Here is a 14,368-nt window from a genome sequence, read left to right as displayed (position 1 = left end):
CTTGCCGGTGATGCCCTTTTTGCGCAAGCTTTTGACCTTATCGGCAGGAATGTCGAGTTTGCCCCCGCTGACCGAGTGGTTCGTGTACTGAAAATAGTCGCGGAAGCTTCGGGTACTGATGGGATGGTAGCGGGTCAGGTGATGGACATTCTTTCTGAAGGCCAAGCTCCCGAAGCCGAGCGTGTTGATTATATTCACTCCCGAAAAACCGCTGCGCTTATCCAGGCAGCAGTCGTATCAGGCGCGATTTTAAGTGGAGCCGATGAGGAGCAAATAAGCCGATTGGAACTATACGGCTCGAGCATCGGAGTTGCCTTCCAAGTAACTGATGATATTCTAAACGTAACCGGAGATGCCTCCGAACTTGGTAAAGCCACTGGTTCGGATGTTGAGCGAGGCAAGTCAACCTACCCCGCTCTTTATGGTCTTGATAAGTCAATTCAAGTCGCAAATGAACTTGTGATAAGGGCAAAAGAAGCGCTTGTACCATTCGGCGCTGCCGCACAACCGCTATTAGCCATCGCCGATTTAGTTACCGAGCGCCGAACCTAACTTGCCTTTTAATTCGCTTGGTTCTACTTGGCATGGGCTGTTAGCTGACCTAGATGTGCTTCTTACTTGTAACGAATAATTCCAGCATCGTAGGGGCGGAGGTTTATTCTTAGCCAGCCGTCTTTATTTGTTGGAGGAATGAGATTTGCAGGCGCTTGGACGGAGGTTGTCTTTAGGCGGATGCGCAGTAAAACCGAAGTTTTGTTTGGATTTGCGACTAAGAGATAGCGATACCCGCTGTATTCAAATAGGCGCACCCCGATGCGCGCTCCACCGCTATCGACACTGATCGATTGGACTTTCCCATTTTCAATGGCAGGATGTTTTAATTCAGATGGCAGCGTTTTAATGGCTTCCCAGAGTTGAGGCCCGCCGTTGGCTTGCATTAACCGGTGATAGGACCAGAACATGATGCCTTTGGCTCCTGATGCTACTGCGAGATAAGCCATGCACTTTACTTCAGCAGCGTTAGGCAGGCGGCCTTTGCGGTCTTTAATAATCGATGTGTCAAATGCCTGAATCACTTGCCATGCCGGTAGCCCTGTTGATGTTGCAGCAAGGGTCCAATCAGTGACCATTGAAAGCGGTTGACCGGGAATTGGATAGGGGTCAGTACCAATGATGTCACAGGTTAGCCGATATCTCTCGATTCCTTGATCCCGCATAATCACACTATAGCAGGGGTGATTAGGATCTAAACTTTTGATTAGTTGGTAATTGGATGTGAGCTCGGCAAGTCGAGTTGAGGGGGTTTCATCATTGACATACCAGGCAAGCAATGCCGGGTGATCGCGAAGCGCGAGAATAGCCTTCACTAATCCAACTTGAGGTTGTGCCGGATTGCTCATGCAACTTGGGAAGTCTTTAGACCCAAAATAGAAATCTTTAACGGAGGCAATTGCCATCAAGTTATACTTGTTGGCAAGATCGAGATAGTGACGAGCCGCTTCAGGCCCCTCTACAAAAAGAGCGTAGTTAAGCACACAGTTGTAACCGGCATCGGCGAAACGCGCCAATCTTTGTTCAACGTCGGGACTTGATGGCAGACAAGCATCATAAAAACCGACAGGGAAGAAAGCAATGGCTCCTAGATGAAGAGTTAACAGGGCTAATAAAAAGAGATATTTCAAAGCGTAATGACTTCCGGTTCCATAGTATCGAGGTCCAAAATAACGCAAGTGGCTTTACCCGTCAGCCAGCCACAAAGCTCTCCAGGGTTAATAATAAGCGGGTTGCCTTTTGTTGTCTCCAATTGATGAGTATGTCCGTAGATAATAAGGTTATATCGCCCACTAGAGGCTAGTGAGGCAACCAGTTCAGGCTCGTGAACCATCGCGATTTGTTTTCCGGCTAGTTCTATGAATAGCGGTTGTACCTGAATGCTGCCAATCTGCTTGAACTTTATACTCAGTCCAACACGCTCACCATCATTGTTGCCATAGATTCCGTGTAGGGGAGCTTTTAACCGAGCGAATTCATTAATCACGAATGGCGCAACATAGTCACCGGCATGAAGCACACTGTCGATCATGCGTTCATTCATGATATCAACCGCTTGTTTGACATATGTAAGATGATCGTGCGAGTCTGAGATAATTCCGATTTTCATGCTGCCTCCGTGGAATTTCCAATAAAGAATAGTCTTCAACTATTCTTATCTTACGAAATTCAGAAGCAAGAATTGCCAACACTGTGGATGGTTTTATGGCTTATTTGCCATCTAATCATTTATTCCACATAGTTTCTTATAGATCGAAATAACTCTGCGGGTGTAGTTTTGTGTTTCTTGGTAGGGGGGAACGCCGCCATACTTTGCAACGGCTTTGGCACCTGCATTATAGGCTGCCATCGCTAGTTGAATCTGCTTCCAACTCATGCACTGTGGAGAACCGCCGTAGCTTTGCATATGGCCGCTAAGAAGCCGTATCGCGCCTTCAAGATTTTGCTCTGAGTCGTAAGGATTGCTTACTCCCAATCCTCTCGCGGTGCCCGGCATTAACTGTCCCAATCCCATAGCTCCGGCGCGTGAAGTGGCTTTCGGATTGAATCGAGATTCTGCGATAACCATGGCAACGATTAAGCGGGCATCAACGCCATATTGCACGCTAAATTGCAAAATACTCTTGGTGATTTTGTCAACCTCATCTTTTGAGAGGCGAGAATTCACCTTGGAAATGAATTGGGAATAAAGTGGATAGGCTTCCTTTTGGGAGACATTCCAACTCGTATAACCTCGACTGGCTAATTCCGAATCGGCTCGTACATTAGTATAGCGAGGTTTTGAGTTGTTCTTTTGTGAATTCTTAATAGCAACAGAGGGCTTTAGCTGATGAGTTTTTTCCCATGCAGCAACCTGCTGATCGGGAATAGCCATGAGCATGAGGTAATTTGGGGATTCTAATTCGTTTTTGCGCTGGACATAAATCAAACATCTAGCTTTGACTAAACCGGTGTCCATCCAATCGGGAACGTTCGATGTTTGAGCAATAAGACTGCGGCCATCAGCCATTTCGAGCATGACTGTAATGTTGCCAAGGCCGCCAGATGCGGAACCTTTAACCGTGGCGCAAATCTCGAAGGTGCGATCGGTGGTGACAGTTTCAGGCGCATCAAGAGTGACCGCGCCGGTTACGCGATGTTGTGCTCGAGCGATGAGATATTCTTTTAGTGTCAACCCGTAGTTGGGTGAGGTAAGTACAACCCCAACCAAGAAAAGAAGCAGCGCTTTACGAAACATTATTCACACAGTCCTTCCGATTCACTAAGCTTAGACGAAACACAATTTCAATCGCTATCATATTTATGTCCGCTGAGAGCAAAAAATCAGTCCAAGCTACACTATCTATTTTAGTAGATTATCGGTAAATATGCCAGTACTCATTAGGTAAGTGAGTTCAAAGCCTTCCTCTCATTGATCAAAAGAGAGGGGATATGAATTATAGCTATACGCCAACAATTTTATAACCGGCATCGATGTAGAGGACTTCTCCTGAGATGTTTCGTGCGGCGTCGCTGAAGAAGAAGACGGCGGTATTTCCAATATCCTCTTGCTCGACGTTTCTTTTAAGAGGAGCGTGCTCTTCGACAGTACTTAGTATCTTGGTGAAGCCGGAGACACCACGTGCAGCTAAGGTATTGATTGGGCCGGGTGAGAGAGCATTAACTCGAATACCTTTAGGGCCGAGATCGTAAGCCATATAGCGCATACTCGCTTCGAGAGCAGCTTTGGCTACGCCCATAACGTTATAATTCTTCATCACCCGTTCGCTGCCTAGATATGTCAATGTAATTAAACTGGCATTGTCGGTTAGGATTGGCTCAAGCCCTTTTGCGGCTGCGACGAAGCTGTATACGGAAGTTTCCATTGCTAATTTGAACCCGTTTCGAGAGGTATCAACAAATCGTCCTGCTAAATCCTCTTTTGGGGCATATGCGACGCAGTGAGCGATGAAATCGATTTTACCAAATTCTTTGGCCAGATATTCACGGACTGAGGTTATATCTTGATCGTTATTGAGATCGCATTGGAACGAACGTTTGCCTTTAAGTTCATTCGCCAGCTTTTTTGCATTGTCAACTAAACGTTCACTTTGGTAGGTAATTGCCAACTCCGCACCGGCATCATTTGCGGCCTTTGCGATAGCCCAAGCGATGCTTCGGTGATTCGCTACTCCAAACACTACACCCTTTTTGCCTTCCAGCGTCATAAGCAACCTCCATGTATATCCTAAAATGATACCACTTTAGTTACAAATAAGCCTGTAGCGTAGCTAAATAGGCAGGCATGATAAGGGTGAGTGAAGTTATAATTTGAACTGAAATAGGCTAGTTTTAGAGAACAGAGAAATTTTAATCTCTCATAGCTGAGTGAATAATCTTGATGATGTGGAGGGTATTAAGTCTATTAGGGTTTGCCTCCGGTGATATTGCTGTGCTATCATAAAATGAATGAGGGAGCTGAATCTGTGAATCAAACTGTTTATTACAACGGAAAAATAATGCCTCTTGAGCAGGCAAGCGTAAACGTATTTGACCATGGCCACCTTTATGGCGATGGAGTATTTGAGGGAATTCGGGTTTATAACGGTCGAGTTTTCAAGGTAGACGAGCATTTGGATAGGCTTTATGCCGGAGCCCAGATGCTTGCCTTGGATGTAAGCTTATCTCAAGGAGATTTCAAGCAGGCTATCTTAGATACCGTCAAAGCGGCCAATGCAACCAACGAAACCGCATACGTTCGTGTGAATGTTACACGCGGAAGTGGGTTGGGATTGGACCCACGAAACCTTAGTGGGTCTGCCAATATGATGGTTGCAGTGTCGAATTTGTCCCTTTATCCTCAGGAGATGTATGAGACAGGGCTTGATATGGTGACGGTTTCTACCAGAGTCTTTCCGCCCCAGTGCCTTGAACCTCGCCTAAAGACGATTGGACGCTATGTGAGCAATATCCAGGCAAAGATTGAAGCCACTCGGCAAGGCGCCGGCGAGGGACTCATGCTCACTCTCGATGGCTATGTGGCCGAGGCGACGGGAGATAATATTTTCGTTATCAAAGATGGTGTGTTGATGACTCCGCCGATTTACGCAGGTATCCTTGGCGGCATCACGCGAGCGAGTGTTATCAAACTCGCCAAAAAACTCAGCATTCCTGTCGAAGAACGTTTGATGACCCTATTTGATGTTTATACAGCGGATGAGGTTTTTCTTACCGGGACTGCTGCTGAACTCATCTGCTCGACTAAAGTGGATGGGAGGGTTATTGCGGACGGCAAGTTCGGTTCAATCTCGCGTCGAATACTCGCCGCTTTCCGCGAGCTTACTCAAAGTGATGGCGTCAAAGTCTGATCCTCAACCTTTAAAGTGTTGGCGTTGCGGCGCATTGGCCTGTGTGAGTGTTCGAGTAGGTGAGAATGCTCCGCAACCGTCATGCGCCCCTTGCGCCGATAACCATGCCACCCCTTTCGGTTTAGCTACGATTACTCTCTTATTAGCCGATGCTTCAGCTAATCCCGACTCGTGTCCCTCTTGCGGCCTTACCGTCGATCAATTAAAGTCCACCCAACTTACCGGTTGTCCTCTCTGTTACGCTGTCTTTAAAGATGAGCTATCCACAATGCTGGGAATAGCTCGTAGTACGTAGTGCGCGTATTTACACCACTAAACTAACAGGATTTTCTAGGAGGGTTTTGATTTCTTTGAGGAACTGGGCGCCGATTACACCGTCTAGAACGCGGTGATCGACTGAAAGGGTTACTTTCATTCGTGTGCGGGCGGTTATGGCGCCATCTTCCAGAACAACCGGTACTTTCTTGGCGGTGGCAATGGCTAAAATGGCGGCGTTTGGGGGAAAGATAATTGCTGAGAATTCATCCACATCGAACATCCCCAGGTTAGAAAGACCGAAAGTGCTGCCGGTCATCTCGTTTAGACTGAGTGTTCCTTCGCGAGCCTTATCGAATAATACTTTTGCTTCGGTAGCTATTGTTCGGAGTGATTTCTTCTCGCATTCTTTTAATACCGGTACGACCAGGCCGTCGGGTATGGCAACCATCACACCAATATTTACATTTAAAATAGGTATAAGTTTGTCATTCAGATACACCGAGTTGACTTGTGGGAACTTGGTGATTGCAACAGCGCATGCTTTGATAATGAAATCGTTGATAGATAGCTTCAGGGCATTCTCGCCTGAATTTAATTTTTCCCGTAAAGCGAGCAGTGCTTCCATATCGATTTTACTAGTGACATGAAAGTGAGGAACAGTCTGCTTAGAAACTGTCGTTCGCTGAGCGATTAATCGCCGAGTTCGAGTTAACTCAATAGGCTCACCGGGAACTAGCCCTGCAGGCATCCCTTGAGGTGGTAGTGCGGGAACTTGTTCTTGGTGGGTTTTGATATATTGCTCTATGTCGCGTTCAACAATACGGCCTCCAGGGCCTGAACCTTGAACTTGCGCTAGATTAATCCCTTTTTCAGAAGCTATTTTCCGAGCAATGGGCGAAGCTTTTATGCGTTCTGTTGAAGAATCGCTTTTGGAAATGAATTCAAATCCTTTCGGTTGAAGTTTATCTTGTTCGGTGAGTGAGGTAAGGGATTCGCCTTCTACGGCAACATAGGCTATGACTACACCAACAGGGACTGTATCGCCTTCTTTTACTTTGAGATTCACCAGAAGACCGCTCGCAGGCGCAACTAACTCAACGTTTGCCTTATCGGTTTGAATATCGGCGATGGGTTCACCTTCCTGAACAGATTCATTCTCCCCCTTACGCCATTTAAGCAGCGTGCCTTCTTCCATGGCATCGCCCATTTTTGTCATTATTACTTCCGTCATGAACCTCTCCTTAAGCCAAAACCTTCATCGCCGCATTAAAAATGTCCTGCTCGACAGGGAATACTAGTTTATCGAGATTGCGAGCATAAGGCGTGGGTACATTTAAGCCGCACACGCGCTCAACCGGGGCATCCAACTCATCGAAACAGTTCTCTTGAATTCGCGCTGAAATCTCCGCCGCAAACCCCACATTTCGCCATTCTTCCTGAACCACTACCGCACGATGGGTCTTCTTAATTGAACTATAAATCGCCTCATCATCAAGTGGCAGAATTGAGCGAAGGTCAATCACTTCCGCATGAATTCCCTGGTTTTCAAGCCTTTCAGCCGCTTTCATCGCCTCAATCACCATGCGCGAATAGGCGATAATCGTAACATCACTGCCCTCTTTTTGAATTGAGGCCACCCCGAACGGAACCAAAAACTCCGGATCCTCCGGCACTTCTCCCCGCACGCCATAAAGCCAGCCGTGTTCCATGAAAATAACCGGATTATCATCTCGAATGGCTGTTTTGAGCATGCCCTTGGCATCGGCTGGAGTGAAAGGCATCACGACTTTCAAGCCAGGGCAGTGGGCAAACCATGATTCAAGGCTGTGGGTATGCTGCGCTGAAAGCTGACGCCCAGCCCCTGCCGGCCCTCTAATTACCATCGGCACATTAAACTGTCCGCCTGACATAGAAAGCATTTTGGCGGCATGGTTCATTGTCTGGTCGAGGGCAAGAATTGCAAAACTGAATGTCATCATCTCGATAACAGGGCGCAAACCGACCATCGCTGAACCTGTTGCCAGTCCTACCACACCCGGTTCTGAAATAGGAGAATCCCACACTCGGTTGGGGCCATATTTTTCATAAAGGCCCGCCGTCACACGATAGGTTCCCTGATAGATTCCAATATCTTCGCCGATGAGGAACACATTCTCATCTCGATCCATTTCCTCGCGCATCGCCAGATTGAGCGCTTCTCGGTAAGTCATTACTGCCATCGTTCGTGACCCTCCGGCTTCATGTCGGTATAAACATCGGTAAATAGTTCGCTAAGTGGCGGTTCGGGGCTTTTATCGGCAAATTCATAGGCTTGACTTGCAATCTGCTTCGCCTGTACGTCCAGTTCGTTGAGCTTGTCGTTGTCGAGAATATTTTCATCTACCAGCAATTTCCCAAGGGCAGGGATCGGGTCATGGGTGCGCCATTCGGAGACTTCATCTTGAGATCGATAAGACTGCAGCGCCGGTTTATCTGCAACACCGTGTCCAACAAGACGGTAGGTCATCGCTTCGATCATTATCGGCCCATTCCCTGCTCGTACGTAATCAACTGCTTCCTGCGCCTCTTTACGAACATTTAAAACGTCCATCGCATCTATTCGCTTGCCAGGCATCCCATAGGCATCGGCGCGTTTATAGAGTTCTGGTTGCGCTGTTGCTCGCTCAACTGATGTGCCTAATGCGTATAAGTTATTTTCGATAACATAGACAACTGGCAATTTCCAAAGGCCGGCCATATTTGCTGATTCGTGGAAGACACCGGCATTCATCGCACCATCGCCGAAGAAGCAGAGGGTGACTTGGTCAGACTTTCGATACTTTGAAGCAAACGCAACGCCAGTTGCAATGGGGATGTGGCCAGCTACAATGCCGTAACCGCCCAGGAAATTGTGCTCTTTATCGAAAATGTGCATTGAGCCGCCTTTCCCCTTCGAGCAACCAGTGGCACGCCCAAACAATTCAGCCATCATCTTTTCGGGAGTCATTCCGAGGGTGAGCGCATAGGCGTGATCGCGATAGCCAGCGAGAACATAATCATCCGGTCGAATAGCAGCGATAAATCCTACTGCAAGCGCTTCTTGACCGACAAAAAGGTGCATATAGCCGCCAACCTTATCACGGTCATAAGCAAGCTGACACGATTCTTCGATGCGCCTTATGATCAACATTTTTTTATACAGTTCGATCATATCATCTGCGCTGATGCCATATCGTTTTTGCACCGTTTGCAAACTCAAATTCGCCACCTCCATCTGATCTCTCCTTAAATACTACTGCAAACAAGTCCGGTTACATTATAATATCAAAAATGTTCAGTCAATTACTTAGAACTGGTCGCTCATGCCGTAGCCGATGGCATCGCCTTGTTGGCCGAAGCCAAAGCGATTGAAGAGCGGGAAAGCCTTAACGCGAATGAAGAATGAAATATCGCGGTCTCGGCGGAAGCCGAAGGGGTTATCGATATAGCGTCCGATGAGCTCAATGCAGTGCAAGTCATAGGTGAACATGTACTGCTGCGAAGTGAACGCATCAAGGAAACCATCGTAACGCAGGGCCGTTTGAACACGAAGCCGCCCCCACTTGAGCGCATCTACCCGTAAATAGGCGCTAGAGAGTTTTTCCCTTCGAGGGTCGAATCGGGCAGCTAAATTAACTCGAGTTGCACCCGCTAGCCAGGCTAGATCGAAGTTGGCATTGGTGAAACGATCGGTATTGGGATCAAAATTGGCGGTAGCGCGAGCGCGGAACCATTTTGCAGGCTGCCAAACCGCATTAATCGAAGTGAGCTGATATGGGTCGGATTGATTATCAGCAGCAAGTAAGTCGTAGCCGGACTGAATTTGGAGCGTGAGACCTCTGATAATTTGCGTATCTAAACTGGCGTATAAAAGATTATAAGATCCCGAACGATCGAAAAAGAAAGGCGTGAAGCCATAAGGCCGAAGATAGTTATAACGCACGGATAGTCCCGATTTTTTAGTCCAATAGTATCGACTTTCAAAGTCGCCTTGAAGCTGATATTGAGCAGTGCCGTCCCCGTAGACTGATTGTTTGAAGTTAGTGTTATAACTAAGGCCAAAACCTTGGTCACGGTTGCTATAACTTGAGGATTGCCATTCGAAATTATATCGCTCTGTCTGCACATCCGAGCTTGGTTCTGAGAATTGGCCGAAACCCATCCCGATGCTGAATGGCAGCCATTGTCGAACGAAACGCTCGCCAAAAAGTCGTTGGGCATCACTTTTAAGGGTAAGTTCAGGGGTTCGTTCTAATCCTGCAAAAAACCCTGTGCTGCTGCCGATTGGTGTAAACTTGGTTACATTCAAATCTGCATCGAAAGCACGCTGATTGTAGCTAAAAAGAGCTCTGGTATCAACTTCCTGCCGCTTAGTCGAAAAGTAGCTGGATGCGCTGGAACTATCTTGATAGCTTAAATCTATATTCCAGCGAAAGTTACGACCGAAACGGCGCGTGTCTGTAAGGGTAACAGTGTTGTTGTCGCTGTTGAAGTTGGAGGAAGTATTTTGAAAAGTTCGAGCAACAAGCCGGGTGGTATTGCCTCCCTGTGGAAGCGTTAAATTAATAGTGTTATTCCAAGAAGTATTTGTCGGGAATTGATTATAGATATTTTGCCGGTAGTCGGTGCGGAAATCTAGCAGCAGGCTACCTATCTTTTGCGAATTGCTCCAATAGGCAGTCAGGTCTTGCCCGCCACTGATCTGGTTAGCTAAAAAATATACATTTGCTGTTCCGTTCACGTTTGCGAATTTATATTGGTGATCAAACCCGAGACCAAATCCATTTTTCTCCATCAGATCTACTCGCAAGTTGCCATAAGACCGAGGCGCAAGAACATATCCGAAGGCAGATTTTGCATAAAAACCTTCATAAACTGATTGGCCGATTTCAGGCAAAATCCCTCGATAACGGGCGCCTTGTAGAGGGACGACGATATACGGAAGGGTTAATAGGGTGCGATCTTTGATTTTTAATTCAGTGTGTCTTAAGATAAGCCTGCGGTCAGCCCAGAAATCGATTGATTTGGAGACTAATTGGAAATCCGGAATTGGATTGCCGCAGGTGGTGGCGTTGGCGCTTTGTGTGATTACACGATTGCGGCTTCCTTCGATCTGTTCTCCTTTTATGTAAAGTTCGGATAAGAGGCTGCCTCTCAGTAATGCTGGGGTAACGACTGAAGTGCCGCGTAGGAAATGCCATTGCTGTGAGCGTAGGTTGATGAACATCTCATCCCCAGTGGTCGTTTGTCCACCGCCTGTGATAGCGACATTTCCCGTAAAAGTGAATTGTTGAGTTCGACTATTGCCGAGCACTTTGTCAGCTTTGAGCAGATAATCAGTCCATCGAAGTAAAACATTCCCTTCAATTCGTTGCTGATCGCCTTCAGAGAAGAAATCATCGGCATTTTCAATAATAAGCTCTCGCTCTGACGGACGGGTTGGCGGAGAGATTTCGGTAGAAGTGGACGTGATTAGCTGTGGAATGACAGGTGGTTCAATCTGTGGCGGGAATAATGGAGGGGTTTGAGCCGTTGCCTTACTAGCAAATATAAAAGACGCAAAAATAAATAGACAAATGACCAGAGCAGCCATCACTCTCGCAAATCGCCCAATATCGTTTGTTCTTTCCGTCTTTCGCCAATCTATCATATTTCTCAGCTCATCATCTACCCAGTATCCGCTTCCCTGAGTAGGCCGTTAGGCCATATCGAAGGGTTCCGGAGACCCCCTATCGTCCCCTTTGAAAGGGGGACATTTCTAAAAATATACTATGTACCAACTCTCCCTCCTACCTATCCGCACGTTTTAGCAGGTAGAGGCCTATGCCGCCGAATAACAGGTTTGGTGACCAGGCGGATAGGGCGGGGGGGAGGAGGCCGTAGGTTCCTAAGATTTTTACGAAAAGCAATAAAGTGTTCCAATAGACGAATACTAATATAATCGAGAGAAGGACGCCGACAAAGCTTCCGCTTCTTGAGAAAAGTAAAGCTAGAATGGGGCTAATAAGCGCCAAAACGAAACAGGCCATCGGGACGGATACTTTGGAATGGAAGTTGACTTCATCTGATTGTGTATCCAAGCGTTGATGCTTCTTTTGTGCGATGCGCTTTGCAAGGTCATGCATTGTCAGCGCTTCAGCAAAGGGCGGGGTATAGAACTGGCCGAAATCGGCGCGAAGATTGAGCACAACTTTTTTTGGCCGCGCGGTCATGATGTTGCCTTCGGAATCGACTTGATGCACCCAGACATCGTTTAGCGACCATTTACCCGCATCATAAAGACCGGATTTAGCTTTGATGAGTGTCAAACTGCCCCTTTCTGTCTTTTGTAAAATTGTGATGTCCTGCATGTTAATTTGGTCTTTCTGTCGGTTGGACTCACCGATACTGAAGCCATAATTGTCGATTTGGAACATGATATTTGGGCGAATATTGGGTTCAGGTTGAAGATATTGCATTCGATAGAATAACTTTTGAAAGGCTTCCTGTGAGTTCGGCATCACAAGTTCCTGAATGGCAAAATCAACAACCGATACCCCTAAGGCCGCTACAAAAAGGGGCATGAAGATGCGCCATAACGGCAATCCGGATGTGCGCATGACGGTTATTTCCGAATCGCGTGAGGCACGGCTGATTACCAGTGATACCGCTACAACAGTTCCGGCGGGAAGCGTGAGGACTAATAAGTAAGGAATTCGATAAAGAAGAAGCTGGGCAACGGCAACAATCGGAACATTTCGGCCAAAGAATGTTCCCGCATTGTCGTATAGAATCCCACCAAGCAGCATAATGACTACTGCAAATGTGCCTATACAAAACGGGACGAACGATTCTTTTAGCAGATAACGATCTAACGTCCGCATAAAATTACTTCAGGCTCTTCCAGAAAGCTAGCAACCCTAGTGTGAGAATAACGATTTCAAGTGGAAGCGCGATTGCCGGCGCCATCCCTAGTGCGACAAAGGCGGAGGCAAGCGCTACTATCGGCACCACCGACCATGCCTTCAGAACGCGCAGCATCATGCCGGGTGGAAGCCAGAAGCCCGCGACTAACAGATACAAAATTGGCGCACCGCAATGCCGGCAATTGAGCGCGATTGGGTGGTTGGGTATTCGACAACTTGGGCATGTGATCTCGCTTGGTGTTTCTGTCGCAACGAGTTCCTGTTCCCATTTTTTTAGCAAAGTTTTCTCAGGGCTGAATTGGCGTGTTGAAACGCTTAGAGCTAATCTTAAATGCTCGACGGCAGATGGCAATAACCCCGCTTCGTAACATGTCTCAGCCAGCTTCATTCGAGCGCCGATATTATTGGGGTCGAATACGAGCATCTGCACATTCTTTTGCGCCACCTCGGCATCGATGACCATATGCTCTCTGCGATTCCAGCTTTGGCTGGCACGAGGCCCTATAAAAGACACAAGGATCATCAAGAGGAAGACAGTGAGATCATACTTTGGGAGCATCGTCGCAGCGGAAGCAAAGGCGAGGGCGAGAAATATCACCATGCCGCCTTGACCGACATTTAACTTGGCTTCGATCATGGTTGTGATGGCGATAACTATCCATAGAGCCGCCAGTGCCCATGTCGAAAACAGCAATAGAAACGATTCAGGATTATCCAGTATTAATTGTCTCAGTTCCACGCTAATGCCCTTTGTTGCCGGATTTCTTGGAAGTTCCCTCTTCCAAGATTGGCTGGAGCCATTATCTCTTGCCCAAAAGGAGCCTGCCAACTACAATCATAAGGATACCCCCGAACCGCACCGGCGTAACGGGCTTCCTATAAAATAGGGCGCAATCTTACAGGCATCAATAACCATAGAAATAAAATCCCAAACGCTAGAAGGCATGCCTGCAAAAAGCGACCCTGCCGCTAACCCCAACAGCATTCGGATCCCAAGATGTAATTTGGCTGGGTTTTCTTTCATTGATAACTCACCTTCTTTGGCACAACCAACCATAAGCCTAGAATCGCTATTATTGCGGCGAAGGAACCGATGAAAAATGGCGCGCTTAGTTGGTTCTTATCGATTAAATAACCTGCCATCAAGCTTGCGGGAAGGATTGCCAGACCGATACAGGTGTGGTAGACACCAAGCCCCGATCCGCGCCATGAATCGCCCGCCAAATCAGCCGCATAGGCTCGGCCAACCCCATCGGTAAAGGCATAATACAAGCCATAACCGATCAGCAAGACTATCGGAAGCCACTTCATTTCGGGTGTTGCCAGGGCGAAGCCGAAATAAACGAGCGCGAATACGAAAAACCCGAAGGACAACACCGTTTTTCGTCCAATTTTATCGGAGAGGTGGCCCAAGGGAACGGAACCTATAGCCGCGACGGCATTAAATCCGGCATAGGCTAATAAGACTGAGGCAGGATTCCATCCAAGCTGGTTAAGCCGCAGCAAAAGAAATAGGTCGCTGCTGTTTCCTAGCGAAAATAGGGTCATGACGAAAAGATAGCGCATAAAAGAAGGGGGTAAAGCCGCTTTTACTGCGCCGGTTTGCCTTTTAGTTGCTGTTCTAACGGGTTCTCGAATGCCTGTCAGGAGAATAACGGAGATAATCGCGGGGATAATTGCCAGCCAGTAGAGCGTTCGGAAATCATTGTGATGAATTGACAAAAACCACCAGGCAAGCAGGGGGCCGAGCACTGCACCTGATGAGTCCATCGCGCGGTGGATACCAAA

Annotated in this window: 14 protein-coding genes; 3 read left to right on the top strand and 11 right to left on the bottom strand. The window is 47.4% G+C overall.

The window, feature by feature from the left end:
• The coding region (locus tag WCO51_02970; protein MEI6512219.1) for a polyprenyl synthetase family protein at nucleotides 1–552 on the top strand (552 nt) is incomplete at its 5' end.
• A 62-nt stretch (nucleotides 553–614) separates the two neighbouring features.
• Here the strand turns inward: WCO51_02970 and WCO51_02965 are convergent.
• From WCO51_02965 to WCO51_02950, 4 genes are all read right to left on the bottom strand, one after another.
• A complete protein-coding gene (locus tag WCO51_02965) occupies nucleotides 615–1,682 on the bottom strand; it encodes a hypothetical protein (protein MEI6512218.1) in 1,068 nt (355 codons plus the stop codon).
• Nucleotides 1,679–2,161, bottom strand: coding sequence for a metallophosphoesterase (locus tag WCO51_02960; GenBank protein ID MEI6512217.1), 483 nt, complete (start codon nucleotides 2,159–2,161; stop codon nucleotides 1,679–1,681). Before WCO51_02960 ends, WCO51_02965 begins: the two co-directional genes overlap by 4 nt.
• 111 nt (nucleotides 2,162–2,272) lie before the next feature.
• The gene (locus WCO51_02955) at nucleotides 2,273–3,289 is read right to left on the bottom strand and encodes a lytic transglycosylase domain-containing protein (GenBank protein ID MEI6512216.1); all 1,017 of its coding nucleotides are present in this window, start codon (nucleotides 3,287–3,289) and stop codon (nucleotides 2,273–2,275) included.
• Nucleotides 3,290–3,494: 205 nt separating this feature from the next.
• Nucleotides 3,495–4,259 (bottom strand): enoyl-ACP reductase, encoded by a 765-nt coding sequence (locus WCO51_02950; GenBank protein ID MEI6512215.1) that lies wholly within the window; start codon nucleotides 4,257–4,259, stop codon nucleotides 3,495–3,497.
• A gap of 258 nt (nucleotides 4,260–4,517) precedes the next feature.
• Here WCO51_02950 and ilvE point away from each other — a divergent pair, with 258 nt between their 5' ends.
• Together ilvE and WCO51_02940 are read left to right on the top strand one after the other, a co-directional pair.
• The gene (ilvE, locus tag WCO51_02945) at nucleotides 4,518–5,399 is read left to right on the top strand and encodes a branched-chain-amino-acid transaminase (protein MEI6512214.1); all 882 of its coding nucleotides are present in this window, start codon (nucleotides 4,518–4,520) and stop codon (nucleotides 5,397–5,399) included.
• Nucleotides 5,383–5,694 (top strand): hypothetical protein, encoded by a 312-nt coding sequence (locus WCO51_02940; protein ID MEI6512213.1) that lies wholly within the window; start codon nucleotides 5,383–5,385, stop codon nucleotides 5,692–5,694. Before ilvE ends, WCO51_02940 begins: the two co-directional genes overlap by 17 nt.
• A 9-nt stretch (nucleotides 5,695–5,703) precedes the next feature.
• Here WCO51_02940 and WCO51_02935 read toward each other — a convergent pair whose 3' ends face one another.
• The 7 genes from WCO51_02935 to WCO51_02905 form a co-directional block, all read right to left on the bottom strand.
• Nucleotides 5,704–6,888, bottom strand: coding sequence for a dihydrolipoamide acetyltransferase family protein (locus tag WCO51_02935; GenBank protein ID MEI6512212.1), 1,185 nt, complete (start codon nucleotides 6,886–6,888; stop codon nucleotides 5,704–5,706).
• Between the two features lie 10 nt (nucleotides 6,889–6,898).
• Nucleotides 6,899–7,876, bottom strand: a complete 978-nt coding sequence (locus tag WCO51_02930) for an alpha-ketoacid dehydrogenase subunit beta (GenBank protein MEI6512211.1) — start codon at nucleotides 7,874–7,876, stop codon at nucleotides 6,899–6,901.
• Complete coding sequence (pdhA, locus tag WCO51_02925) at nucleotides 7,867–8,910, bottom strand: pyruvate dehydrogenase (acetyl-transferring) E1 component subunit alpha (GenBank protein ID MEI6512210.1); 1,044 nt, start codon at nucleotides 8,908–8,910, stop codon at nucleotides 7,867–7,869. The genes WCO51_02930 and pdhA overlap by 10 nt, the downstream gene beginning before the upstream one ends.
• Nucleotides 8,911–8,982: 72 nt before the next feature.
• Nucleotides 8,983–11,325 (bottom strand): hypothetical protein, encoded by a 2,343-nt coding sequence (locus tag WCO51_02920; GenBank protein MEI6512209.1) that lies wholly within the window; start codon nucleotides 11,323–11,325, stop codon nucleotides 8,983–8,985.
• Nucleotides 11,326–11,464: 139 nt separating this feature from the next.
• Nucleotides 11,465–12,538, bottom strand: a complete 1,074-nt coding sequence (locus WCO51_02915) for an LptF/LptG family permease (GenBank protein MEI6512208.1) — start codon at nucleotides 12,536–12,538, stop codon at nucleotides 11,465–11,467.
• Between the two features lie 4 nt (nucleotides 12,539–12,542).
• On the bottom strand, nucleotides 12,543–13,319 hold the full coding sequence (locus WCO51_02910; protein MEI6512207.1) for a zinc ribbon domain-containing protein: 777 nt from the start codon (nucleotides 13,317–13,319) through the stop codon (nucleotides 12,543–12,545).
• Between the two features lie 281 nt (nucleotides 13,320–13,600).
• Nucleotides 13,601–14,368, bottom strand: a 768-nt coding sequence (locus WCO51_02905; GenBank protein MEI6512206.1) for an MFS transporter, incomplete at its 5' end; no start/stop codon positions are given.

The organism is bacterium, from assembly GCA_037131655.1.
Lineage (GTDB): Bacteria > Armatimonadota > Fimbriimonadia > Fimbriimonadales > JBAXQP01 > JBAXQP01.
Note: the sequence above shows the minus strand (reverse complement) of the source record. Positions and strands in the feature narration are given on the sequence as shown.